The organism is Agathobaculum hominis, assembly GCF_014288055.1.
GTDB classification, from domain to species: domain Bacteria; phylum Bacillota; class Clostridia; order Oscillospirales; family Butyricicoccaceae; genus Agathobaculum; species Agathobaculum hominis.
This window is the reverse complement of record NZ_JACOPK010000002.1, coordinates 328,708-353,354: the sequence shown is the minus strand read 5'-3', so window position 1 is coordinate 353,354 and position 24,647 is coordinate 328,708. Positions and strand designations below refer to the sequence as shown.

20 protein-coding genes and 1 rRNA gene are annotated in these 24,647 nt (G+C 59.2%); 1 reads left to right on the top strand and 20 read right to left on the bottom strand.

Annotated elements, in window-relative coordinates; all coding sequences use genetic code 11:
- A 16S ribosomal RNA gene (locus H8S02_RS03490) occupies window positions 1-60 on the bottom strand; the annotation flags it as partial.
- Window positions 61-701: 641 nt separating this feature from the next.
- On the opposite strand from H8S02_RS03490, the gene metA reads away from it, so the two are divergent.
- On the top strand, window positions 702-1,616 hold the full coding sequence (gene metA, locus H8S02_RS03485; protein WP_186969314.1) for a homoserine O-acetyltransferase MetA: 915 nt from the start codon (window positions 702-704) through the stop codon (window positions 1,614-1,616).
- Window positions 1,617-1,662: 46 nt separating this feature from the next.
- On the opposite strand, the gene H8S02_RS03480 is transcribed toward metA, so the two are convergent.
- The 19 genes from H8S02_RS03480 to pknB form a co-directional block, all read right to left on the bottom strand.
- Window positions 1,663-2,151, bottom strand: a complete 489-nt coding sequence (locus H8S02_RS03480; protein WP_186969313.1) for a type III secretion system chaperone family protein — start codon at window positions 2,149-2,151, stop codon at window positions 1,663-1,665.
- Window positions 2,152-2,263: 112 nt separating this feature from the next.
- Window positions 2,264-3,514: a phosphoribosylamine--glycine ligase gene (purD, locus tag H8S02_RS03475; protein WP_186969312.1), complete on the bottom strand. Its 1,251-nt coding sequence runs from the start codon at window positions 3,512-3,514 to the stop codon at window positions 2,264-2,266.
- The gene (locus H8S02_RS03470; RefSeq protein WP_186969311.1) at window positions 3,515-4,012 is read right to left on the bottom strand and encodes a hypothetical protein; all 498 of its coding nucleotides are present in this window, start codon (window positions 4,010-4,012) and stop codon (window positions 3,515-3,517) included. It lies immediately after the preceding gene.
- 35 nt (window positions 4,013-4,047) lie between these two features.
- Window positions 4,048-5,223: a phosphoribosylaminoimidazolecarboxamide formyltransferase gene (locus H8S02_RS03465; protein ID WP_186969310.1), complete on the bottom strand. Its 1,176-nt coding sequence runs from the start codon at window positions 5,221-5,223 to the stop codon at window positions 4,048-4,050.
- Between the two features lie 30 nt (window positions 5,224-5,253).
- Complete coding sequence (locus H8S02_RS03460) at window positions 5,254-5,967, bottom strand: IMP cyclohydrolase (RefSeq protein ID WP_186969309.1); 714 nt, start codon at window positions 5,965-5,967, stop codon at window positions 5,254-5,256.
- A 5-nt stretch (window positions 5,968-5,972) separates the two neighbouring features.
- On the bottom strand, window positions 5,973-6,599 hold the full coding sequence (purN, locus tag H8S02_RS03455; protein WP_186969308.1) for a phosphoribosylglycinamide formyltransferase: 627 nt from the start codon (window positions 6,597-6,599) through the stop codon (window positions 5,973-5,975).
- A 76-nt stretch (window positions 6,600-6,675) separates the two neighbouring features.
- Window positions 6,676-7,716, bottom strand: a complete 1,041-nt coding sequence (gene purM / locus H8S02_RS03450; RefSeq protein ID WP_186969307.1) for a phosphoribosylformylglycinamidine cyclo-ligase — start codon at window positions 7,714-7,716, stop codon at window positions 6,676-6,678.
- 28 nt (window positions 7,717-7,744) lie between these two features.
- Window positions 7,745-9,214, bottom strand: coding sequence for an amidophosphoribosyltransferase (gene purF, locus H8S02_RS03445; RefSeq protein ID WP_186969306.1), 1,470 nt, complete (start codon window positions 9,212-9,214; stop codon window positions 7,745-7,747).
- Between the two features lie 35 nt (window positions 9,215-9,249).
- Window positions 9,250-9,960: a phosphoribosylaminoimidazolesuccinocarboxamide synthase gene (gene purC, locus H8S02_RS03440; protein WP_118683818.1), complete on the bottom strand. Its 711-nt coding sequence runs from the start codon at window positions 9,958-9,960 to the stop codon at window positions 9,250-9,252.
- A gap of 144 nt (window positions 9,961-10,104) precedes the next feature.
- The gene (purE, locus tag H8S02_RS03435) at window positions 10,105-10,596 is read right to left on the bottom strand and encodes a 5-(carboxyamino)imidazole ribonucleotide mutase (RefSeq protein WP_186969305.1); all 492 of its coding nucleotides are present in this window, start codon (window positions 10,594-10,596) and stop codon (window positions 10,105-10,107) included.
- Between the two features lie 279 nt (window positions 10,597-10,875).
- Complete coding sequence (locus H8S02_RS03430; RefSeq protein WP_186969304.1) at window positions 10,876-12,063, bottom strand: glycosyltransferase; 1,188 nt, start codon at window positions 12,061-12,063, stop codon at window positions 10,876-10,878.
- 57 nt (window positions 12,064-12,120) lie between these two features.
- Entirely contained in the window at window positions 12,121-14,343 is a 2,223-nt protein-coding gene (gene csaB / locus H8S02_RS03425; protein WP_243166404.1) for a polysaccharide pyruvyl transferase CsaB, read from the bottom strand.
- 132 nt (window positions 14,344-14,475) lie between these two features.
- Window positions 14,476-14,931 carry a transcriptional regulator NrdR gene (gene nrdR, locus H8S02_RS03420; protein ID WP_118683826.1) on the bottom strand — a complete coding sequence of 152 codons (456 nt, stop codon included), beginning with the start codon at window positions 14,929-14,931 and terminating at the stop codon, window positions 14,476-14,478.
- 309 nt (window positions 14,932-15,240) lie between these two features.
- Complete coding sequence (secD, locus tag H8S02_RS03415) at window positions 15,241-17,604, bottom strand: protein translocase subunit SecD (RefSeq protein ID WP_186969302.1); 2,364 nt, start codon at window positions 17,602-17,604, stop codon at window positions 15,241-15,243.
- A gap of 117 nt (window positions 17,605-17,721) precedes the next feature.
- Window positions 17,722-19,152: an adenylosuccinate lyase gene (purB, locus tag H8S02_RS03410; protein WP_118683830.1), complete on the bottom strand. Its 1,431-nt coding sequence runs from the start codon at window positions 19,150-19,152 to the stop codon at window positions 17,722-17,724.
- Window positions 19,153-19,590: 438 nt separating this feature from the next.
- On the bottom strand, window positions 19,591-20,784 hold the full coding sequence (locus tag H8S02_RS03405) for a pyridoxal phosphate-dependent aminotransferase (protein WP_118684473.1): 1,194 nt from the start codon (window positions 20,782-20,784) through the stop codon (window positions 19,591-19,593).
- 168 nt (window positions 20,785-20,952) lie between these two features.
- Window positions 20,953-21,615 (bottom strand): thiamine diphosphokinase, encoded by a 663-nt coding sequence (locus tag H8S02_RS03400; protein WP_186969301.1) that lies wholly within the window; start codon window positions 21,613-21,615, stop codon window positions 20,953-20,955.
- A complete protein-coding gene (gene rsgA / locus H8S02_RS03395; RefSeq protein WP_243166388.1) occupies window positions 21,585-22,481 on the bottom strand; it encodes a ribosome small subunit-dependent GTPase A in 897 nt (298 codons plus the stop codon). Before rsgA ends, H8S02_RS03400 begins: the two co-directional genes overlap by 31 nt.
- A gap of 70 nt (window positions 22,482-22,551) precedes the next feature.
- A complete protein-coding gene (gene pknB, locus H8S02_RS03390) occupies window positions 22,552-24,645 on the bottom strand; it encodes a Stk1 family PASTA domain-containing Ser/Thr kinase (RefSeq protein ID WP_186969299.1) in 2,094 nt (697 codons plus the stop codon).
- Window positions 24,646-24,647 lie beyond the last annotated feature (2 nt).

The window sequence follows — 24,647 nt, the reverse complement described above, 5'->3', positions numbered from 1 at the left end:
TTGCATGTGTTAGGCACGCCGCCAGCGTTCATCCTGAGCCAGGATCAAACTCTCTAAAAATTGTATTAAGACGAAGTTTCCTTCGTTTTAACCGACTTTAGAGTCTGACGTGTCACTTTGTTTTAACTGGAGTTGTGACTTCCAGCGATTTACCAAGAGTAAAAAACTCTAGAAATTTCAGGTTCGCACTACAACCTTGTTCATATCGAACAAAATTTTAAGCACATCGTTGTTTAATTTACAAGGTACAATCTGCTGTTTTCAAGCATTTTTCAGAACTTTTCGAAGTTCTTAACTGCTTTTCAACAGCTTATTTATTATATCAGACTGTTTTTCATTTGTCAAGAACTTTTTTAAAACTTTTTTCGAAGTTTTTGAGGCAGATCTTTCAAAAATCAAACTTTTCTGACCGCCGTCTCTTTCGAAACAGCTTATTTATTATATCAAACCGAAATCCGTTTGTCAAGAACTTTTTTCGTTCTTTTCAAACCGCTTTTCAGTTCGACCGCCGCGCCTCTCAGCGACAGCCTTAATAGAATACCACAGCAGTCCCCCTCCTGTCAACAAAAATTTTCAGGTTTTTTCATATTTCTTAAAACTTGTCGTTTTCTGTTTCCTCTGTTATAATAAGTATAGAACGCTGCGCATCAAACCGCAGCGTTACTTATACTTACCATAATCATTCTAAAGAGGTGCTTCTCTTGCCGATAAAAATTCCCGACAGCCTGCCGGCGCGTGCGGTTCTCGAGAGCGAAAACATCTTCGTTATGACCGAACACCGCGCGACGACCCAGCGCATTCGTCCGCTCCGCATCGCCATTCTCAATCTGATGCCGCTCAAGATCGTGACCGAGACGCAGATCCTGCGCTGTCTGTCCAACACACCCATTCAGATCGAGGTCGACCTCATCCAGACCAAGACCTATCACTCCAAAAACACGCCCGAGGATCATCTCCTGACGTTCTACAAGACCTTTGACGACATTCGCGACCAGAAATACGACGGCTTTATCATCACCGGCGCACCGGTCGAGCTGATGCCGTTCGAGGAGGTCGAGTACTGGGACGAGCTGGTTGAAATCATGGAATGGACGAAAACGCACGTTCATTCCACGCTGCACATCTGCTGGGGCGCACAGGCCGGTCTGTACCACCATTACGGCATCCAGAAATATCTGCTGCCCGAGAAAATGTCCGGCATTTTCCGCCATCACGTTCTCTACCCGAAGGAGCCGCTCATGCGCGGCTTTGACGACGTGTTCTGTGCGCCGCACTCGCGCCACACCGAAGTCCGCGCCGACGACATCCGCAAGCATTCCGAACTGCGCCTGCTCGCAGAGTCCCACGAGGCCGGTGTTTATATCGTAGAGGCCGTCAACGGCCGGCAGATTTTTATACTCGGCCACGGCGAATACGACTCGGACACGCTGAAAAAGGAATACGAGCGCGACCTCGCGAAGGGTCTGAACCCTGATGTGCCTAAGCACTATTTCCGTAACGATGACCCGTCTGCGGACGTTCTCGTCACCTGGAAAGCGCACGCCCACCTTTTCTACACCAACTGGATCAACTACTACGTCTACCAGACCACTCCTTTCCAACTGGAAAAACTGTAATAAAAAGGCTCTGTTCTGCCGGTTTACACCGCGAACAGAGCCTTTTTTAATTCATTTTCGGGAACAGCTCCTGATCAATGACCGCATCGAGCGTCATGCCGGCATATGCGACCTGCGCGAGGCCGTCGATAAAGCGGGAGACTGCCGCGAGCAGCACGGAGATATTATCCGCCACAAACGGGATGATCTTGTCCAGCTCGAGAGAGCCGTCAACGAGCGTATTGTGCTTGAGGTAGATCTGGCCCGCCTGCTCATAAAAGCCGAATGCGCCGAGCGCACAGAAGCCGTTGCAATAGTCGCAGGCACGGTGCAGCTGCACCTTGTGCTCCTCGGGAGCGCCCTGAAAGAGCGTCACGAAGAATTGGAGCAGACCCATGTTTTCGTCCGGAAGCTGCATCGGGATAAAGCATGCCTCGATCACAACGTCCTTCGCGACCTTGCCCTGTCGCATCGCCTCGCAGCGGAGAATGGTCGGCGCGCCCTCCTGCTGCATGATCTCCGCACGGAAGCCGTTCTGGTTCAGTACGTCATTCATACAGCCTAAAATCTGATTTTGCTGTTCAGTTTTCATTTCTTTTCCCTTTCTTCCATTAACGCAGAATACAGGGTGGGCCAAGTTCAGCCCACCCTGTAATAAAGCGGAATTTTTACTTTACACCGATATCCGTGCGGTAATGCACCTTGTCAAAGTGGATCTTCTTCACATCGGCATAGGCTTTGCGGATAGCCTCATCGAGCGTGGGCGCAGTCGCAGTCACGCCGAGGACACGGCCGCCGTTCGTGACGAGCCTGCCGTCCTTGACAGCGGTGCCTGCGTGGAACACGAACGAATCGGTCACATCGTCCAGACCGGTGATCTCCTTGCCCTTCTCGTAAGCCTTCGGATAGCCGCCGGACGCCATGCAGACGCAGCACGCTGCGTTGTCCGCCCACTTGATGTCGATATCCTCGAGCTTTTCGTCGATGACCGCATTGAAAATATCGAACAGGTCGGTGTCCAGGCGGGACAGGACTGCCTGCGTCTCCGGGTCGCCGAAGCGGGCGTTGTACTCGATGACACGAGGGCCCTTCGGGGTCAGCATCAGACCGAAATACAGCACACCCTTGAACGGACGGCCCTCTTTTTCCATCGCAGCAACGGTCGGCTTGAAGATAGTCTCCATACACTCCGCCGCGATGTCGTCGGTATAGAAGCGGGACGGCGAGAAAGCGCCCATACCGCCGGTGTTCGGGCCTTCGTCATGGTCGTAGGCGCGCTTGTGATCCTGCGCAGACGGCATGGTCTTGAGGTGCTTGCCGTCCACGAACGCGAGAACAGAGACCTCGGGGCCGGTGAGGAACTCCTCGATGACGACGCGCGCACCGGCGCCGCCGAATGCACCGCCGTCGATTGCGTCCTTGACCGCCTCAATGGCTTCTTCCTCGGTCATGGCGACCGTAACACCCTTGCCGAGCGCAAGGCCATCCGCCTTGACAACGATCGGCGCGCCGTTCTTCTTGATGTACTCGATCGCGTCCGCCGAGTTCTCAAAAACAGCGTAGCCTGCGGTCGGGATATTGTATTTCTGCATCAGATCCTTGGCAAAGGACTTGCTGCCCTCGATGATGGCAGCGTTCTTGCGCGGACCGAAGGCGCGGATGCCAGCGGCCTCGAGCGCGTCAACCATGCCGAGCGCGAGCGGATCATCCGGCGCTACCATAACGAGATCCGGCTTGTTCTCCTTCGCGAACGCGACCATGCCGTCGATGTCGGTCGCCTTGATGGCAACGCACTCCGCCTCAGCGGCGATGCCGCCGTTGCCCGGGGCGCACCAGATATGGTCAACCTTGGGGCTTTTTTTCAATGTATGGACGATGGCGTGCTCACGGCCGCCGCCGCCGATAACCAAAACTTTCATTTATTGTTCCTCCGTTTGTAGGTATATGCGCTGTGCGCGGAACATTTCAACGATGAGTGCCACACCGCCGATGGAGATGAGGCTGTTCGCCAGTGTCCAGACGGTGTTGAACAGATAGTCGTTCAGCCAGCCGGGTGCGCTCACGAGCACGAGGATGTAGCCTGCGCTCCAGACTGCCAGCAGTGCCCATTCGGGCAGCGTGCTGTGCTCGATCTTCTGCATCTGCTCTTTCACGCCCAGCAGCAGCATACAGCCGGTGAGCAGCAGCGGCACAAGGCCGATGTAATACAGCGCGATGCGGAGTAGTCCCACCGGGATAACGGCCGGGCCGAGCACGAGCGAGAACACCATCTTGACATCGGCGGCAACGCTCGCGCGCATATACCAGCGCGACACACCTTGCAGCGACAGCGCACCGGCCGAAATGAGCCCGTATGCCAGCATTTGCAGCGCCCAGTTGTCCTTTGCGGCAAAGCTGAGCAGGAATCCGCCCGCCACAGCTAAATAGGCATAATACCCTTTGAGCAGTTTCATTAATGATGGAACAGGCGCATACCGGTGAACGCCATCGTGATGCCGTACTTGTTCGCGGTCTCGATCACGTTGTCGTCGCGGATGGAGCCGCCCGGCTGTACAATGTACTGAACGCCGGACTTGCGTGCGCGCTCTACGTTGTCACCAAACGGGAAGAACGCATCCGAGCCGACGGTAACGCCGGTGTTCTTCGCGATCCACGCCTTTTTCTCCTCTGCGGTGAGCACCTCAGGCTTTACCTTGAAGGTCTTCTGCCATACGCCCTCTGCGAGGACATCCTCGTACTCATCCGAGGTATAAACGTCGATGGCGTTGTCGCGGTCCGGGCGGCGGATGCCGTCAACGAACTGAAGGCCGAGCACCTTCGGATGCTGACGAATGAACCAGTTGTCCGCCTTGCTGCCCGCGAGACGGGTGCAGTGGATACGGCTCTGCTGACCCGCGCCGACACCGATGGTCATGCCGTCCTTGACGTAGCAGACCGAGTTGGACTGGGTGTACTTGAGCGTGATGAGCGCGAGGATCATGTCGTGCTTCGCGCTCTCCGGCAGATCCTTGTTCTCGGTAACGATGTTGTTCAGCAGGCTCTCGCTGATCTCGTAGTTGTTGTAGCCCTGCTCGAAGCGGATGCCGAAAATGTCGCGCTGCTCGATCGGCTTCGGCTCGTAGTCCGGGTCGATCTTGACCACGTTATAGCCGCCCTTGCGCTTGGTTTTCAGGATCTCGAGCGCTTCTGCGGTGAAATCCGGGGCGATGATGCCGTCGGAAACCTCGTGCGCAAGATAGGATGCGGTGTCCGCGTCGCAGATGTCGGACAGCGCCGCCCAGTCGCCGTAGGAGCACAGACGATCCGCGCCGCGTGCGCGGATGTAGGCGCAGGCAATGGGAGACAGCTCCTTGTCGGTATCGACAAAGTACATCTGCTTCTCAATATCGGTCAGCGGCTTTCCGAGCGCCGCGCCGGCCGGAGAAACGTGCTTGAAGGAGGCTGCTGCCGGCATGCCGGTCGCCTTCTTGAGCGCGCGGACGAGCTGCCACGAGTTGAAAGCGTCGCAGAAGTTGATATAACCCGGCTTGCCGTTGAGAACCTCGATGGGGAGCTCGCCCTCGGTCATGAAGATGCGGGCCGGCTTCTGGTTCGGGTTGCAGCCGTACTTTAAGGCTAATTCTTTCATAAATAGTCCTTTCTGCTCATCAGATCGCAGTTATTCTGCGTTCTTGTTGCGGATCTCCTGCTCATATTCGCCGGTCTCGAGGTCGACGTAGCGGACGAAGAGCGAGACCTTGTTCTGCTCGTTGAGGCTGTTCCAGAGCAGGTTGGTGAATTCCTTGATCGGCAGCTCGATGCGGATGCACTTCGGCTCGCCGCGGAACGGCGGCAGCGGATCGCCGTCGCACTGGTAGGTATGGATGAAGTGACCCAGACCGGCAACCGGCTTGTCATACTCGTAGAAAAAGCGCTTGTTCGCGGTGCGGTCCGAGGTGAAGTTCTTGAGGATGGACAGGCTGTAGGAGCCGTCCGGATTGACCACGCCCGAGATGCGGGAGGTGTAGTTGGGTGCATCCGGCTCAAACTGACGGGTGCGGAGCGCCTCAAAGTAGCTCTTGCCCTGCTTGAGGAAATCGACGATGGTGTCGGTCTGGTCACCGTTGGTCACGACGAGCGTGCCGTCATACAGGCGGACCGGATGATAGATGATCAGTGACGGGTCGACCATCTTGGACGGGTCGAACGCCTCGGTGCGGATGCCGTCCTCGGTCTCGGTGAACACGCGGTTGCGGCTGTTCTCCGAGCGGCCCATAATGAAATATGCGATCACATTTTTCTTATTGTCCGGCGTGCGGCCGAGAATGATGCCGCGGCCCGGATATGCATTGCTCATCAGCTCCTGGCCGATGTCAAAAACGTTCTTGCTCATAGCTGTCACTCCTGTCTTGTAACGATGGCGCCGCTGACCGAAAGTCTGCCGGCGCAGAAATCCGACACTGCCTGCGGCAGCAGGATCCATTCCGCATTCTGCATCACGCGCTTCTGAAGGCTCTCCGGGGTGTCTCCCGGCTCAACCTCGACGGCCTTCTGCGCGATGATCGCGCCGCCGTCTACGACCTCGCTGACGAAGTGCACGGTCGCGCCCGTGACCTTGACGCCCTTGGCGAGCGCCGCCTCATGCACGCGCAGGCCGTAAAATCCCTCGCCGCAGAACGACGGGATGAGCGACGGGTGGACATTGATGATGCGGTTTTCATACTTTGCACAAAAGCTGTCGGGCAGCACGGTCATAAAGCCCGCCAGGACGATAAGACCGATCTCCTTTTCGCGCAGCAGCGCGTCGAGCGCCTCGCCGTAGCGCTCCGCCGAGTCGTATTCCTTTCGGCGCAGCACGGCGGTCTCGATGCCTGCCTTCGCCGCCCGCTCGAGCGCGAAGGCGTTCGGATTGGACGAAACGACAAGACGGATGCCGCCGTTTTCGATCTTTCCTGCCGCCTCGGCGTCGATGAGCGCCTGAAGGTTGGTTCCGCCGCCCGAAACCAGAACTGCAATATTAGTCATTTGTATTCTCCAGAATTTTCGCACAGTCGTGCGCGTTTCGATGGGAAACGGGCGGCAAAGCGCCCGTTTTCTCCTGTTATACCAGCTCTACGCCCTTTTCTGCGCCGGCAGTGCACTCGCCGATGACGAACGCCGTCTCGCCCGCAGCGGAGATCGCTGCGACCGCACGGGAAACGTCCTCTGCTGCGACAGCCAGCACCAGACCTGCGCCCATGTTGAACGTATTGTACATATCGCGCTCCGGGATCTTGCCGGTCTTTGCGATCAGGTCGAATACCGGCGGAACCGGAACGGCCTTCTTCTCGATCTTCGCGACGATGCCCTCCGGCAGCATGCGCGGCACGTTCTCATAAAAGCCGCCGCCGGTGATGTGGCTGATGCCCTTGACGTCTACCTTGCCGATGAGCGACTGGATCGCCTTGACGTAGATCTTGGTCGGGGTCAGCAGCTCCTCGCCGAGGCTCTTGCCGAACTCATCGATATAGCGGCGGACCGACTTCTCGTTGATGCCGAGGGTCTTGCGCACGAGGGAATAGCCGTTGGAATGTACGCCCGAGGACGCAACGCCGATCAGCGCATCGCCCGGCTTGATGGTCGTGCCGTCGATCATCTTCTCCTTGTCGACCATGCCGACCGAGAAGCCGGCCATGTCGTACTCGTCTACCGGATAGAAGCCCGGCATCTCGGCGGTCTCGCCGCCGATCAGCGCGCAGCCTGCCTGACGGCAGCCCTCTGCGATGCCCGATACCATCTGCGCGATCTTTGCGGGCTGGTTTTTGCCGACTGCGATATAGTCGAGGAAGAACAGCGGCTGTGCACCGCAGCAGGCGATGTCGTTGACGCACATGGCAACGCAGTCGATGCCGACCGTGTCATGCTTGTCCATCAGGAACGCCAGCTTGAGCTTGGTGCCCACGCCGTCCGTGCCGGAAACCAGAATGGGGTCGGCCATGCCCTTGAACTCCGGGCGGAACAGACCGCCGAAGCCGCCGAGCGTACCCATAACGCCCTTGACGTAGGTGCTCTCGACCATCGGCTTCATCAGCTTGACTGCCTCGTAACCTGCGGTGACGTCTACACCGGCTGCCTTGTAGCTCTCAGAACGGCTCTCACTCATATTTACACACTCACTTTCCAGAAAGTCTTTACTCTTTGCTGCCGAGAGGGATTTCCATCTCGAACATGTTCTTCTCCGCCTCGTCCGGTACCGGGATGGGGTACTCGCCCGAGAAGCACGCATCGCAGAAGCCGAGCTTGCAGCCGACTGCGATCTTGCGGCAGGCCTCGAGCGACAGGAAGCCGAGCGAATCGACGCCGATGATCTCGCGCATCTCTTCTACCGTGCGGTTGTGCGCGAGCAGCTGGCTGCGCTCGGGGATGTCGGTGCCGAAGAAGCAGGGGTGGCGGAACGGGGGCGCAGAAATGCGCATATGGACCTCGGCCGCGCCTGCGTCGCGCAGCAGCTTGACCAGACGGCCGCAGGTCGTGCCGCGAACGATCGAGTCATCGACCATGATGACGCGCTTGCCCTCGATTGCGGTGCGCAGGGCGTTCAGCTTGAGACGCACCGAGCGCTCGCGCTTGTCCTGACCGGGTTGGATAAAGGTACGGGCGATATAGCGGTTCTTGATCAGGCCCACGCCGTACGGGATGCCCGAAAACTTCGCGTAGCCGATCGCCGCCGGGATGCCCGAGTCGGGCACGCCGATGACGACATCTGCGCCGACCGGATGCTCGATGGACAGATACTTGCCGGCCTCCTGACGGGCAAGCTCTACCGACGCGCCGTCGATGATCGAGTCCGGACGGGCGAAATAGATATACTCAAATACGCACGCAGAGGTCTTGCACTTGATGTCGCAGTGCATGCTGCGCAGCTTGCCGTTTTCAACGACACAGACCTCGCCCGGCTCCACGTCGCGGACGAACTTTGCGCCGAGCGCGTCGAGCGCGCAGGTCTCGGAGGCGAATACATAGCAGTCGCCGTCCAGCAGACCGATGCAGAGCGGACGGAAGCCGTGGGGGTCGCGCGCAGCGATCAGCTTGCGCGGGGACATGACCACGAGCGAATACGCGCCCTCGATGCGCTTCATGGTGCTCAGCACGGCCTCCTCGATGGAGGCGCACTTGAGGCGCTCCTTGACGATGGTGTAGACCAGGACCTCGGTATCGTTCGAGGAACGGAAAATGCCGCCGTCCAGCTCGATCTCGCGGCGCAGCTCACCCGCGTTTACGAGGTTGCCGTTGTGCGCAACGGCGAGGTTGCCCTTGACATGGGTGATGGAGATCGGCTGTGCATTCTCGCGGCGCGTGTCGCCGGTCGTAGAGTAGCGGACATGGCCGATCGCCATGGAACCCGGCATCCTGTCGAGCGTTTTCTGGTCGAAAACCGAGCTGACCAGACCAACGTCCTTATGGCAGTGGATCACGCCGTTTTTGTTGACGGCGATGCCGGCTGCCTCCTGACCGCGGTGCTGCAATGCGAACAGCGCGGTGTAGGCGTCGTGTGCGGCGGAGATTTCCTTGCCCTCGGGCGCCGCGATGCCGAATACGCCGCACTCCTCGTGTACCTTGTCAAACGGAGTGCTGCTCTGTCTTTTAATACGATATTTCATAGAATATTTAGCCTTTTCCTGTCCGTGCGCGCGGCTTACTTGCCCATGACGCGCTTCATGATCTCCTGATATGCCTCTTCGACACCGCCCAGATCGCGGCGGAAGCGGTCCTTGTCGAGCTTCTCCTTAGTGGTCTTGTCCCACAGGCGGCAGGTATCCGGGGAGATTTCGTCCGCCAGAACGATCTTGCCGTCGGCGGTCTTGCCGAACTCGAGCTTGAAGTCAACGAGGATAACGTTCAGCGAGTCGAAGTACTGCTTCATGACCTCGTTTACCTTGAACGCCATGGACTTGATGGTCTCGATCTCCTCGCGGGTCGCCGCCTTGAGCGCTACAGCGTGGTAAGCGTTCATCAGCGGATCGCCGAGGTCGTCGTTCTTGTAGGAGAACTCGATGGTCGGCTCGTCGAACACGATACCTTCCTCAACGCCGAAGCGCTTGGCGAAGGAACCGGCGGAAATGTTGCGGATGATGACCTCGAGCGGCACGATGGAGACCTTCTTGACCAGAGTCTCGCGCTCGGAGAGCTGCTCAACGAAATGCGTCGGCACGCCCTGCTTCTCCAGCAGCTGGAACATATGGTTGCTCATGACGTTGTTGATGACGCCCTTGCCGGCGATCGAGCCCTTCTTGAGGCCATTGAATGCGGTCGCGTCGTCCTTGTAGTCTACGATGACCAGATTCGGGTCGTCGGTCGCAAATACCTTCTTGGCCTTGCCTTCGTACAGCTGTTCTTTCTTTTCCATGTCCAATTCCTCCATTTTAATATATGTGTGTTAATTTGAAACTGCTCCGGGACCGGAAGCGCTGCTCCCGGTCAGCGTTTGCAGGTTGTACGCCGCGCCGTCAATGGAAGCGGCGGAGCGCCTTTACCTCGCCGGGGATACGGGTTACGCGAACTGTGCGCGAACCTTTTCGTCCTTTGCGGTCACTTCTGCTGCCATGTCGGCCTTGAAGGCCGTGAGTCTGGCTGCGAGAGCCTCATCCGACAGCGCGATCATCTGCGCCGCGAGGATGGCTGCGTTGTCCGCGCCGTCGATCGCGACCGTTGCGACCGGGATGCCCTTGGGCATCTGCACGATGGAAAGCAGGCTGTCCATGCCGCCCATCACGCTCGTCGCCATCGGAACGCCGATGACCGGGAGCGTGGTGTAGGCTGCGAGAACGCCGCCCAGATGCGCTGCCTTGCCTGCCGCCGCGATGATGACGCCGAAGCCCTCCGCCGCCGCATTCTTCGCAAGCTGCTCTGCGACAGCCGGGGTGCGGTGTGCCGAGCAGATGCGGACCTCGACGGGAATGTCGAAGGACTTCAGGCGATCGACGCATTTTTCCATCACCTTGAGATCGCTGTCCGAGCCCATGACGACCAGAACCTTTTTCATGTGATATTCCTCCTCAAAAACAAATTAGGACACGGAGATATACCCGTGTCCTAAAGATGCTCAATTAGCTGCACCGATGCCAAAAAAATTGCAGTAATCCCCGAAAACGCAGAACTGTGCGATTGCATCTCGCTTTAAGAATACGCTGCCGGTCATGTGCTGCACCTCTTTCCTGAAACTATCGGTGGTGTTACAACAATATTCTATCGAATTAAACCTTGCAATGCAAGGCTTTTACACGTTTTTTCTTTTCTTTGTGCAAATGCCCAAACTTACCCGTTACTTTTCCGGGCTTTCGTGCAGAACGCCCTTTTTATACAGGACGTCCTCCATCTGCCGGACGCGCTCGGTCCACGAGCACTGCTCGCCGTAGGCAAGGCGCTTTTCGACCTTTTCCGGTGCATTTTCGCACGCCGCCTCGTCGCACAGCGCGAGAAATTCGTCCGCATCATGCGCGATATACACCACATCCCTGAAATCCTCGACCTGAAGCGGCTCACGGGTCGAAACGACCGGCTTGCCGGTCGCGAGATACTCATAGAACTTGAGCGGCGAAACGTCCTTGGAAAGCGCGCCCGCCCGGAATACGTTCAGACAGACGTCCATCTGTGCGAGGTAGGCCGGCAGCTCGGGCTGCGGCACGAGTCCGTGGAACACGATATTTTTGTACTGCTTCAGATGCGACAGATCGACGCCGGGCAGCGTGCGGCCGATGAGGAAGATGGTCGCGTCCGGGCGCTCCTTCGCGAGCTTTTCGATGAGCGCGTAGTCGATGCACTCCTGCAGCATGCCGACAAAGCCGTAGACCGGGTGCCCCAGCTCCTTCATGTCCTCCGGACAGGAGAGCGCGTCCTTTTCGGTCTGCACGCGCGAGAAGATCTCGTAGGCCGCGCCGTTCGGGATCATTTTCGTGGTCGGGTTGATCTTTTCGAGCGTCTCCGCGAGACCGACCGCAGTCGCGAACACCTGATCCGCCGGCTTCGCAAGGTCGCGCTCCATGCCGTCCACGACCTCGGGCGTAATGTGGCCCTTGTAGGCGGAATGGCGGTCCACGCAGTCATAGACCAGACTGCTGTGCGGCACCTGCTCGACGATGTCGCAGGAGGACGGCGAATAGCACCACAGCACGGTCTCGTCTCCGAAGCCGTGCTCTCGCATCTTTCTGCGCACGAAAGCCGCCTGACGCTTCTGGTTGAGCCGGTTCACCCAGCGGAACTTGTTGAAGAACGGCAGCACGGGCGGCAGGGCATAGACCGTGATGTTCTCATGCCCCTCGACCTTTTCGCCGGGCTGCCTGTATTTACTGATATAGGCGGAGGCCTTTTTATCCTTGAGCGGCGCGATGATCGACACCGGAGGGTCGAAATACAGCACCTCGCTGTTCCGCAGCCGGCTCATGACGTTCTGCTTGCGCGTCGGCAGCGGATGATAGTTGGTTGTCGAAAGACAAACGACATGGTTTTTCATATCATAACCCCTTTTGGTTGTTTAAGCGCGAAGAAAACACAGACTGCCGGTCAGATATCAGTCCCCGGACAGACGGAGCAGCGCGGCTGCCCCCTTTACGTTTTCCTGTTCCCTGTCGCGCAGCATTTCCGCCGTGCGGTGTACCTCGCTGTCGAGCGCGCCCGAAACGCACTCGTCGATCAGGCGGCACAGCTCGTCCGCTCGGACGGACGAGAGCTGAAGGCAGGTCCGGCTGCCGATATACTTGAGGAAACCGTCCACCTTGATGTCGTAGCTCATGCCGACGACCGGCACGCCCTGCCCTGCCGAGAACATCAGCGAGTGCAGGCGAATGCCCACGACGGTTTTCATGCGCGCGAGAATGCCGATGGTCGTCTCGATCGGCTGGCGGATACGGACCGCGTGCCACGGGCAGTGCAGCAGCGCGCCCACGCGCTCGGCCGGCATGAGGTCGCTCGGGAACTCGATGGGCACGAACACCGGCGTGAGGCCGTGCTTTTCATAGGCATAGTCCGCCGCCGCCGCGATCTCGGGCAGCGCGTCGTCCAGTCCCTTCCAGTTGCGCAGGCCGAAGCCGATATAGCTCCCGTCCGGGTCGATGCCGCACTTTTCGAGCGCGAGATTGACGATCTCGTGCGGCGCTGGCGTCAGGATGATGGTCGGGTCGGCAGACACGCAGATATCCGGATGCACAACGCCCATTTCGCTCAGCAGCGCACGGGAATTGTCGTCGCGCAGCGTGATGCGGTCGACCGAGGCGTCGATGGTCTTTGCGGCCATTTTGCGGTTGGCCGCGCGGTTGATCGGGCCGATGCCGCAGCCGTACATCATGACCTTGCAGCCGCGCTTTTTCGCCGCGCGGAGCGTGTAGCAGTAATACCACAGCGAGCGCGTCGAGGTGACGTCCTGCATGAGCGAGCCGCCGCCGTTGATGTAGAGCGCGGCGCGGCGGAACTTCCGCAGCACGGAAAACACGTTGAATGTATAAACCGCGTTCGTGCGGTAGACCACACGGGTCTCGCGCGGGCGGCGCGACATGACCGTGATGGTGCGCAGCGGATCGAGCTCACGCATCTCCTGCACGATCGCCTCAAGAATGGCGTCGTCGCCCGCGTTGCCGCGTCCGTATGCGCCGCAGATGACGATGCTCTCGCGTTCGTCCTTCGGCCGGTGAAAGCGCGCGATGACATGGCGGTAGTTCGCCTCCTGCCGCTCACACATCTTGTCCTTGGAGAAATCCCGGGACGCCTTGGCGTAGAGCGCCTCCGCGAAGGTATGGCGGAGCGCCGCGTCGTTCGCGAGCCGCGCCATGTATTCCGCGAGCTTTTTGTCGTCTCCGACCGGGAAGATATAGCCGTTCTCGCCCGTGTCGATGAGCTCCGGCATGCCGCCGACGTCCGAGCAGATGGTCGCGCAGCCGGCGCACACGCCCTCGAGAATGGAGTACGGGAAGGTCTCGGACACCGAGGACAGCAGATTGATGTCCATCGCACGGAAAAACGGCATGACGGGCGAAACCCAGCCGCAGAACGTCACGCGCTCGCGCACGCCGAGCTGGTCGCACAGCTTTTTCAGCATATCCGCATCCTCGCCGTCGCCTGCGATGAACAGGCGCAGCTGCGGCGCGGTCTTGAGCGCCTCCGCGAAGCCGCGCACGGTCGTCGCGATGTCCTTGACGGCGGTCAGACGCGCCGCGATGCCGCAGAGCACATCCCCCTCCTCGATCTCCGCGCCGTAGGTCTCGCGGAGGTAGGCTGCACGGTCGAACTCGCCCTCCGGGCGGTTGAATTCCATGCCGTTGTAGATCTTTACGATGCGCTCCGGGTCAAAACCGCGCTCGATGAGCGTGCGCGCCATGCGGTCCGCGACCGGCTGATAGAAGTCGAGAAAGCGCAGCGCGATGGCGTTTGCCGTGCCGAGGGTGTGCTGCTTGAGCGGACTGCCGAGGTAGTCCAGACGGTAGTCCGAATGCACGGTCGTTATGATGGGGATGCGGCGGCTGCGCCGCACCATCGCGCCCATCAGGTTCGCGCGCCCGCCGTGGCAGTGGATGATGTCCGGCTTGAACTCGTCCACCAGATCGCGCATGGTCCGTGCCGCGCGGAACGGATTGTGCCGCTCGATGACGCGCACATCAATGCCCCGTTCTCTCGCCTCGTCCGCGAACGGACCGGCCCGGAACGAGATCAGCATGACGTCGTTTGTCCGGCTCAGTCCGGTTACGGTATTCATAATCTGGGTCTTGGCGCCGCCAACGTCGCCGCCGCCCATCACATGCATCACTCGCAAGTCTGTATCCTCCCAGCTGTATACGTTCAGATGATATCAGTATACCACACTGTCCGGCCAAATGCAAAGAAAAGGAGCCTTCCGCGCGGCCGTCGGCGCAAAGGCTCCCCTGATTTTCGCTGTTTACTTGTCCTTGAGCAGGGTGTTCAGCTCGTCCATAAAAGTATTGATATCCTTGAACTGACGGTAGACAGACGCAAAGCGCACATAGGCCACCTCGTCGACCGAGCGCAGCTGCTCCATGACCAGCTCGCCGATGGTCTTGCTCGAGACCTCGCTCTCGAGCGCACTGAATACGCGCTGCTCGACATTATCCACGATCTGCTCAAGCTGCATGAGCGAAACCGGACGTTTCTCGCACGCCTTGACCAGACCGCCGAGCAGCTTCTGCCGGTCATAGGGCTGCCGCGTGCCGTCGCGCTTGACGAGCATGAGCGGCATGCGTTCTACGGTTTCGTATGTGGTAAACCGCTTGAAACACTTGAGGCATTCGCGCCGGCGCCGGATGCTCGTTCCCTCATCGGTCGGTCGAGAATCAACAACCTTGCTGTCATCATGGCCGCAAAACGGACATTTCATTCGGCTCCACCCCTTCATGATACAATAACCTGTAATACTCTGCGGATATTATACCACCCGTTGTATCTCCATGTCAACAACTGCACTTCAATTTAGGGCAATACCGCATAATTGAACAAGAGTGATTTGCGAGTGAATTTTGCGTACTGACGAGGCACAGTTTTGCGGTAATACTTGATGTATTACCGTGAAACTGCAACAAAGTCAGGGCACAAAATTTCCGCAAAGCACCGCCGCTTTAATTGTGCGGTGTTGCCTTAGTATACAAGCATGCAAAAAGGACACCCGAAGGTGTCCTTTTTTTCATGATTAGATGCGCTTCTTGCGGAACTTCTTGCGGAATACGTTCCACAGGCTGCACGAGAGCAGTACCGAGGACCAGCCGCCTGCGAGGATACCGACGATCAGCGGCAGGGTGAACTGCTTGAGGGACGGTACGCCGAGGATGAATACCATGCCGATGGTGAACAGCGTGGTCAGCGTGGTGTTGATGGTACGGCCCATGGTCTGCCATACGCTGCGCTCTGCGACGGATGCGAAGTCCTCGCGGCGCGCGGTGCGCAGGTTCTCACGAACGCGGTCAAATACGATGATGGATGCGTTGATCGAGTAGCCGAGGATGGTCAGCGCCGCTGCGATGAAGTTGCTGTCGAGCGGAATCTGGAGCCATACATAAACGCTCAGCATGATCAGCAGGTCATGCATCAGGCAGCATACAGCCGCCATGCCGCTCGTCATTTCGAAGCGGAAGGTGATGTACAGCATCATGAGAACGATAGCGAGCACCGAGCAGATAACGGCGGAGCGCTGAAGGTCGGAGCCGATCGATGCGGATACGTCGTTGTTGTTCAGGATGTCGGTATCAGCCAGGCTGTACTTCTCGAGCATCTTGTCGATGACTGCGGCGCGCTGCTCGGAGGTGATGGAGGTCGAGCGGATGAGCACATCCTCGTTGCCGTCGCCGGAGGAGGTGACCGAGGAAGCGTCTACGCCGGTCGCGTCCTTGAACAGGCCGGAAACCTCGGTCTGAACGTCCTGCGTTACCTCGGTGTGCATATTGAACTCCATCTCGGTGCCGCCCGCGAAGTCAATGCTCAGGTTGAACAGGTTCTTGCCGAACGGCAGCAGGATGAGAGCGACAAGACCGGTAACGACGAGCAGTGCGGAGATGCCGCCGAAGATCTTGAAGTTCTTGAGGATCGCAAAGCGCTGCTTGCCTGCCTCGCGGTCGCGCAGGCCGTAAGCCTTCGGGTTGCGGATGCGGAAATCGACCATGCGGTTGAGCAGGAAGTGGGTAACGGTCAGCGCGGTAAACATGGAAACGATAACGCCGATGCCGAGCGTGGTGGCGAAGCCGACGATCGTACCGGTGCCGAGGAAGAACAGCACCGCACACGCGATCAGGGTGGTGATGTTGGAGTCAAGGATCGCGGTGAACGCACGCTTGAAGCCGGAGTCGATCGCGCTCTTGACGGTCTTGCCGTTCTTGAGCTCTTCCTTGACGCGCTCGAAGATGATGACGTTCGCGTCTACCGCCATGCCGATGGACAGGATAATGCCTGCGATGCCCGGCAGGGACAGGTTGACACGTACCAGGCTGAAGATCAGCGCCTCGATCACCATGTAGAAGCACAGAGCGATGGAAGCGACGAGACCCGGGATGCGGTAAACGATCAGCATGAACAGCATGACGAGCACGATGCCGATCGCGCCTGCGATCAGGCTGGTGCGCATTGCGTCAGCGCCGAGCTGCGGGCCGACCGAGCGGAGCTCTACCTGCTTGAGGGAGAACGGGATCTGGCCTGCGTTGATCAGGTCAGCCAGCTCGGATGCGCTGTCGCGGGTGAACGAGCCGGAGATGACGCAGCTGTCGCTGTCGATCTGAGAGGAAACGGACGGAGAGGAGATGACCTGGTTGTCCATGACGATGGCCATGATGTTGGTGCCGTCGGTGCGGGCCGCGATATTGCCGGTCGCCTCAGCGAACTTCTTCTGGCCCTCGGAGGTAAACTGCACCTGAACGTAGTGAACGTCGGTGACCTCGTTGCCGGTCGGACGGCCATAGCCGTAGGTTGCCTTCTTGATGTCCGAGCCGGTCAGCCATTCCTTGCCGTCAGCGTCGATAAAGGTCAGCTGTGCGGTGGTACCGAGGGTCTGGACAGCCTCCTCCGGGTTGGTGATCTGCGGGATCTCGACCGTTACACGGTTGTCGCCGGTCAGGGTGACGGTCGCCTCGGTGAAGCCCTTGTCGGTCAGGCGCTGACGGATGACCTTCTGAACCGAGTTCATGTCGTCCGCGAGATTGGCCTGATTATAGCCGTCCGGGATCTCTGCCTCGTAAACGATACGGGAGCCGCCTACCAGGTCAAGACCCAGACGGATGCCGTTGTCGGTGTCGAGGACGCTCGGGATGATCGCCTTGAGGGACGATGCAGCGGTGGTGTCGGCGGACTGCGCCGTATCAGCCGAACCGGTGGTGGTGTCGGCGGAAGTATCCGTGCTGTCGGATGCTGCCGCGTCAGACTGCGTGTCCGCAGAATCGGACTGGGTGGTCTCTGCATTCCGGAAGGGCATGGTCCAGCCGCCCGGAATGTACACTCCCGTTACCGCCGTAACGCCGAGAAAACAGATCAGCAGCAGTACAGCGATAAAGGAAACTACACTCTTTTTCAATGAAAGTGCCTCCTTAATGGTTTATTCGTAACTGAATAAGTATAGCGCAAAAGCGCAGAAAAGTCAATCACACAGTCGTGCATCCGAGACGGTTTTCCGCCCCGGATGCTGCGGGTTTTACAGATTGATCTCTACCTTGATCTCCTCGCCGGTCAGATAGGGCGCGATCGCCGGGCGAACGCACTCGGAAAGGAACTCATCGACCTGCGACGGGCAGCGGCCGATGTAGGCGGACGGGTCGAGGTGCTCGAGGATCTGCTCGCGCGTCATGCCGAACATCGGGTCGCCTGCGATACGGTCGACCATATCGTTCTCGAGTCCCTCCTCCTTGATGCGCTTGCCGGCCGCCATGGAGTGCTCGCGGATGCGCTCATGCAGCTCCTGACGGTTGCCGCCGCGCTTTACCGCGTCCATCATGATGTTCTCGGTGGCCATGAAGGGCAGCTCGTTCATCACATGCGCCTCGATGACCTTGGGGTAAACGACAAGGCCGGAAACGACGTTGATCATAATGCCGAGGATAGCGTCGACCGCGAGGAACGCTTCGGGAACCGAGATGCGCTTGTTCGCGGAGTCGTCGAGCGTGCGCTCGAACCACTGGGTCGCGGAGGTGAACGCCGGGTTAAGGCTGTCGGTGATAACGTAGCGCGCGAGTGCGCAGATACGCTCGGAGCGCATCGGATTGCGCTTGTACGGCATGGCAGAGGAACCGATCTGGTTCTTCTCGAACGGCTCCTCGACCTCCTTGAGGTGCTGGAGCAGGCGCAGGTCGGTCGCGAACTTGGACGCGGACTCCGCGATGCCGGCGAGGGTCGCGAGGGTCTGCGCGTCGATCTTGCGCGAGTAGGTCTGGCCGGAAACCGGAACGACGCCCGCGAAGCCGAAATCGTCCGCAATGCGCTTCTCGAGCTCCTTGACCTTGCTCTCGTCGCCGTCGAACAGCTCCATGAAGGAGGCCTGCGTGCCGGTCGTGCCCTTGCTGCCGAGCATGCGCAGGTTCTCGATGCGGTATTCGACCTCACCGAGGTCCATCAGCAGCTCGTTCATCCAGAGCGTCGCGCGCTTGCCGACGGTGGTCAGCTGCGCCGGCTGGAAGTGGGTGAAGCCGAGGGTCGGCTGCGCCTTGTGCGCGTCGGCGAACTGCGCGAGCTTGTCCAGAACGGTCGCGAGCTTTTTGCGCACGAGCAGCAGACCCTCGCGGATCTGAATGATGTCGGTGTTGTCGCCGACATACGCGCTCGTCGCACCGAGGTGGATGATGCCTGCGGCCTTGGGCGCGACCTTGCCGAAGGTGTAAACGTGTGCCATAACGTCATGGCGCACCTCCTTCTCGCGCTGACGGGCCACATCATAGTCGATATCGGTGATGTGCGCCTCCATCTCGTCCACCTGTTCCTGGGTGATGGGCAGGCCGAGCGCCATCTCAGCCTTTGCCAACGATACCCACAGGCGGCGCCAGGTCGAGAATTTCATGTCCGAGGAGAAGTTATACAGCATCTCCTTCGAGGCATAGCGCGAAGAAAGCGGGCTTTCGTACACGTTGTTCATGTCTTTTTTCGTCCTTTCCGGTGTAGTTTACTGATTATTCGAGCAAAACAACAGCCTTGTGGCAGTCTGCTTTCAGTTTACCACTTTATCGGTCGATTTTCAAGATTAACCGCCCTTCTTTGCGCTATCTTGTAGCAATAAACAAAGAAACGCCTATACTGTCGAAAAACTTCGTTTTTCCGACAATATGTGTTCTGACTTCGCAGAACACGAGTCGTCCGAAAGTTCCCATGCAGAAACTTTCTCCCTACAGAAGTATCAAAACCGAGGTACACGCCCCCGGTTGCTCTCATTGAATATTTTAAGGATAGAGGCCTGCGGGCTTATGAAATCGCATAGCGATTTCTATTTTATGCGCGCTGACGCGCGGCTGCTGTGCTCTTATAAAGAAACGAAAGCGGCACTCCTTCCGGAGTGCCGCAACAGCATCCTAAATTTTTAGGCGTTCTTGATAAATACTTCCAGACGGTCGAGGCCCTTGTCGATCTCGGTCAGCGAGGTCGCATAGCTCCAGCGGACAAAGCCCGGAGCCGCAAACGCGGTGCACGGTACGGTCGCAACCAGGCCCTTTTCCAGGAACAGCTGCGAAAAGTCCTCGGCGGACTCGATGACCTTGCCGTACATGGTCTTGCCGATAAAGCCGGTCATGTTCATCATGACATAGAACGCGCCCTCCGGCTTGATGCAGGAAACGCCTTCGATCCTGTTCATGCGCTCGACAAGATGGTCGCGGCGCTTCTCGAACGCTTCCTTCATGACCTGCATATCCTCCTGCGGGCCGGTCAGCGCAGTGATGGCCGCGTGCTGAGAGATGGTGCTCGGCGCAGAGGTGGAGTGGCTGAGGTAGTTCGCCATGACCTTGGCCAGCGCGGGGTTGGAGGCCGAATAGCCGATACGCCAGCCGGTCATTGCATAGCTCTTGGATACGCCGTTGACCAGAATGGTGCGGTTTTTCGCGTCCTCACTCAGCGAAGCAAAGGAAACGAACTCGTTGTTGTCGTATACGAGGTTGCAGTAGATCTCGTCCGCGATAACGTAAACGTTGCGGCGGCAGCAGACCTCTGCGATCGCCTCCAGCTCCGCGCGGGTGTAGACCATGCCGGTCGGGTTGGAGGGAGAATTGAGCATGAATACCTTGGTGTTGTCCGTGATGGCGGCGTCAAGCTGCTCTGCGGTGATCTTGAAGTCCGCCTCCTCGGTCGCCGCGACGATGACCGGGACCGCGCCCGCCTGCTTGACCATCTCGGAATAGCTGACCCAGTACGGCGCCGCGATAACGACCTCATCGCCCGGGTTGCACAGCGCCATCAGCGCGATATAGACCGAGTGCTTTGCGCCGGAGGCAACGACGATCTGCGTCGGCTCATAGTCCAGACCGCAGTCCTCCTTCAGACGGTAGCACGCCGCCTTGCGCAGATCCATCAGGCCTGCGGCCGGGGTGTACTTGGTCTGGTTGTTCTCAATAGCCTCGATACCGGCCTGCTTGATGTGCTCCGGGGTCGGGAAATCCGGCTCGCCGGCACCAAAGCCGACAACATCCTTGCCTTCTGCCTTCATCTGCTTGAACAGCGAGTCGATGGCGAGCGTCGTAGACGCCTGTACACCCGCTGCAATTCTGGAAATCGGTTTCAATGCCACTGCTCAGCACTCCCTTATGTCTCTCAAGAAAAATTGTCTTTTGTATTTTTTATTATATGCTTCCCATTGTGATTTTGCAAGTCTGCGCTGCAAAAACTGCAAAAATATTCAGATAGAAAAAACCGCCCTGAGGGCGGTTTTGTTTGTGGAAACAGTCTAAATTCAGGGGCGGCGCGCAGGGTCATGCGCAAAGATGATGAGCGCCGCACCTTTTTCGATCGTCACGGCAAAGCTGCTGCCGGGCGCCGCTTCGTTTGAGATCGAAACCATGCCGGCGCGCGTGACCCGTCCGTTTTCGAGCGGATACTTTGCATTTTCAATCGTAACGCCCGTCAGCACCGCGTCCAGAGGCACAATGGAGAAATACCTGTAAGCTGACGGCATTATGAATTTTTCCCGTCCTCCCTCATGCAAAACGATGCGGTTGCAGCTGTCGAGGATGGTCAGTCGCCCTCCCATCTCTCGCGCCTCCTCGAGCAGCGAGAGATTTGCGAGCATATGGTCGATGCGTCCGCCGGTCGCGCAGACGAGCGTTGCCTCGCGGCAGCCGCGGCGGAACACCTCGCGCAGACAAGACTGCGTGTCGGTGTCGTCCTTCTCCGGCTTCAGGCGGATGACCTCGTCTCCCTCGGTCTCGGGCATGGAGTCGCAGTCCGAGATCATGAAGTCCGGGTGCAGGCCGAGCGCGCGCGCATGGCGCAGACCGCCGTCAGCGCAGGCAATGAGCGCGTCCGGATGCTCCCCGAGGAACGCGCGGATGTAACTGTAGTCTGTTTCGGGCGCGGCTGCAAAGATCAGCGCGTGCCGCCCTTCGTAAGCTCCCATTCCTTCAGATCCTTTACGCTTTCATAGAGTTTGACATAGCTTTCGTGGCGCGTTTTCGCGATCTCGCCGTTTTCGACCGCCGCAAGGATGGCGCAGCCCTTTTCCTTGACATGGGCGCAGCCGGTGAATCTGCACTGGCCGAGATAGGGCGCGAACTCCGGAAAGGCGTATTCCAGATCGCGCGCCAGCACGAGATCCATCTGCTCGGTCTCGAACGAGGAAAAGCCCGGCGTGTCCGCGATATAGCCGCCGCCCTCGATGGGGTGCAGCTCGACATGGCGCGTGGTGTGGCGGCCGCGGCCGATGCGGTCGGAGATCGCGCCGACCTCCGCGCCGAACGAGCTGTCGAGACGGTTGAGCACGCTCGACTTGCCGACGCCCGAGTTGCCTGCGAAGGCGGAGACCTTTCCGCAGATGCGCTCGCGCAGCGCGTCGATGCCCTCGCCCGTCCGCGCGCTCACGCGCAGCACCTCGATGCCGCTCTTCCGGTAGGTCTCATACAGCTCGTCGCCCGCGTCCGCGTCGGTCTTGTTGATCACGACGAGCGGCGTGATCTCCTTGTGTACCGCGATGGCCGTCACCTTGTCGATGAGAAACGGGTCGGTCACGGGAGGCGCGGCGCTCGCGACCGCTACAACAAGGTCGAGGTTCGCGACCGCCGGACGGATGAGGCTGTTTCTGCGCGGCGCGATGCTCATGAGATAGCCCGTCCCGTCCGGCTGCACCTCAAGCTGAACGCGGTCGCCCACGATGGGTTTTCCAACGGTCTTGCGGAATTTTCCGCGCGCCTTGCACTCGATCAGCCCTTCCGGCGTATCCACATAATAAAATCCGCCGATGCCCTTGAGAATAATGCCTTCGGTCAAAAATACGCTTCCTTTCCTCATTCTGCAAGGGACGCAGCCGCGCAGTGTGCGGTGCGTCCCTTTGTGTCGTTTAATTGAAACTGTACGTCTGCGTCGTGGACGAGCCGTCTACGCTCACCGTGACCTCATGGTCGCCGGCCGTAGACTGCACGGTGACGGCGATGCTGCCCTGACTGGTGGACGGAGTGTCGTCATACTGAATGACGCCGTCTACATAGATCACGACATGGGCGGTATCCGCGCTGTCGGGCAGCGCCACCGGAATGGTCGCGCTTCCTTCCGCCGGTGTGGGCGGAAGTTTGCCCGGCGTGTCGTCCTCGCTCGAACCGGTGTTGCCGCCGGTCGTGCTGCTGTCCGGCTTCTGCTCGTCGGCCTTTTTGCCCTTGGAGATCTGGATATTGACCGTCGTGCCCTGATTTACCGAGCTGTTCGCGTCGATCGACTGCCATACGACCGTGCCCTCCGGCTTGTCGCTCTCGACCTGATCGACCGAGCCGAGGCTCAGGCCGCGCTCGGACAGCGCACGCTGCGCCGCCTCCTGCGTCATGCCGGTCAGGCTCGGCACATCGGCAGATTTCTGCTCCTTGCCGAGGCTGATATAGACCGTCAGCGTCTCGCCGCGCGCCAGCTCCGTGCCGGCCTCGGGGTCGGTACGGATGACCTTGCCCTCCTCGACATCGTCGCTGTATTCCTTTTCTTCCTTGAGCTCGATGCCGTGCGCTTCAAGCGATGCCGCGACATAATCGAGCGACTTTCCGGTAAAGTCGACCACCTTGTAGGTATCCTTGACGTTGTCACCGCCGGCCGAGACCGTGACGGTGATGACCGAGCCCTTGATGGCCTGCTGGTCCTCGCCGGGGTCCTGGTCAAGGATCTCTCCGGCCGGACGGTCGGACTCCTGCCGCGAGGGCGCTTCCTTGATCTCGAAGTTGTTCATGACCTCGGAATCGGCGTAAACGTCGTCGATCGTGCGGCCGATGAGGTCGGGAACGTCGATCTTCGCGGATTTGCCGCTGCCGGTGAACATGAGCACCGCAACGACGAGCAGCGAGATGGCCGCGACGACCGCGACGGCCATGCCGGCCGCCATCGCCGGGCGCTCGCTCAGCTTTTCGAAGAAATCCGACGACTCCCGCTCGCGCACAGAGGTGCGGCGGCGCGCCGGAGCCTCCCGGCGTGCGCTGTGCGGTTCACTGCGGCGGCGCGGTGCCGCCGGGATGGCGGCCGTATCCTCTGCTGCCGCATGACGGGCCGCGCGCTGCACCTCCCGTCCGATGACCTGCGTCTCGCCCGAGCTGTCGTCCGAGGCGGTATAATAGAACTGCGTGTCCGGGTCCTCGCGCACGCGCGCAAGGTCGGCGCACAGCTCGTCCGCCGAAGCATAGCGTCTGCTGATGTTCGCGCACATCGCGTGCATGACGATGGCGTCCAGGCCCTTCGGGATGTCCGGGACCAGCTCGCTCGGCATCGGCGGCACGGCGTTGATATGCTGCATGACGATCTGGAGCGCGGTCTCGCCCTCGAACGGGAGCCTGCCGGTCAGCATCTCGTACATGACCACGCCGAGCGAATAAATATCCGTCCGGTAGTCGATCTTGCTGCCCTTGGCCTGCTCGGGCGAGATATAGTGCACCGAGCCGATGGCCTCCTGCACCACGCGCGTCTCCTGCGTCGTCGCGAAGGACGCGATGCCGAAATCGGTCAGCTTCGCGGTGCCGTCGCGCAGGATGATGACGTTCTGCGGCTTGATGTCCTGATGGATGATGCCGCGCGAATGCGCATGAACGAGGGCGCTTGAGATCTGTTCTGCGAAGAAAATACTCTCCTGCCACGACAGGCGGCCCTTCTGCTGCAAATATTCCTTAAGGGTCACGCCCTCGATGAGCTCCATCACGATATAATCCGTGCCGTCCTCGTTTCCGACGTCATAGACCGAAACGATATTGTGATGGCTGAGCTTGGCGACAGCACGGGACTCGATGGCGAAGCGCTTGCGGATGTCGGGGTCCTTGGCGAACTCCTCCTTGAGGATCTTGATCGCCACATATCGTCCGAGTATGGTATCGCGCGCGCGGTAGACTACCGCCATGCCGCCGACGCCGACCACATCGATCAGCTCATAGCGGCCGCCGAGCAGCCTGCCGATATACTTGTCGTTTTCCATGA

What these genes read in the sequence shown, in the direction of transcription:
- H8S02_RS03480 (WP_186969313.1), bottom strand. Translation starts at nt 2,151, where the DNA reads ATGAATGACGTACTGAACCAGAACGGCTTCCGTGCGGAGATCATGCAG.
- purD (WP_186969312.1), bottom strand. Translation starts at nt 3,514, where the DNA reads ATGAAAGTTTTGGTTATCGGCGGCGGCGGCCGTGAGCACGCCATCGTC.
- H8S02_RS03465 (WP_186969310.1), bottom strand. Translation starts at nt 5,223, where the DNA reads ATGAAAGAATTAGCCTTAAAGTACGGCTGCAACCCGAACCAGAAGCCG.
- H8S02_RS03460 (WP_186969309.1), bottom strand. Translation starts at nt 5,967, where the DNA reads ATGAGCAAGAACGTTTTTGACATCGGCCAGGAGCTGATGAGCAATGCA.
- purN (WP_186969308.1), bottom strand. Translation starts at nt 6,599, where the DNA reads ATGACTAATATTGCAGTTCTGGTTTCGGGCGGCGGAACCAACCTTCAG.
- purM (WP_186969307.1), bottom strand. Translation starts at nt 7,716, where the DNA reads ATGAGTGAGAGCCGTTCTGAGAGCTACAAGGCAGCCGGTGTAGACGTC.
- purF (WP_186969306.1), bottom strand. Translation starts at nt 9,214, where the DNA reads ATGAAATATCGTATTAAAAGACAGAGCAGCACTCCGTTTGACAAGGTA.
- purC (WP_118683818.1), bottom strand. Translation starts at nt 9,960, where the DNA reads ATGGAAAAGAAAGAACAGCTGTACGAAGGCAAGGCCAAGAAGGTATTT.
- purE (WP_186969305.1), bottom strand. Translation starts at nt 10,596, where the DNA reads ATGAAAAAGGTTCTGGTCGTCATGGGCTCGGACAGCGATCTCAAGGTG.
- H8S02_RS03430 (WP_186969304.1), bottom strand. Translation starts at nt 12,063, where the DNA reads ATGAAAAACCATGTCGTTTGTCTTTCGACAACCAACTATCATCCGCTG.
- csaB (WP_243166404.1), bottom strand. Translation starts at nt 14,343, where the DNA reads ATGCATGTGATGGGCGGCGGCGACGTTGGCGGCGCCAAGACCCAGATT.
- nrdR (WP_118683826.1), bottom strand. Translation starts at nt 14,931, where the DNA reads ATGAAATGTCCGTTTTGCGGCCATGATGACAGCAAGGTTGTTGATTCT.
- purB (WP_118683830.1), bottom strand. Translation starts at nt 19,152, where the DNA reads ATGAACAACGTGTACGAAAGCCCGCTTTCTTCGCGCTATGCCTCGAAG.
- H8S02_RS03400 (WP_186969301.1), bottom strand. Translation starts at nt 21,615, where the DNA reads ATGGGAGCTTACGAAGGGCGGCACGCGCTGATCTTTGCAGCCGCGCCC.
- pknB (WP_186969299.1), bottom strand. Translation starts at nt 24,645, where the DNA reads ATGGAAAACGACAAGTATATCGGCAGGCTGCTCGGCGGCCGCTATGAG.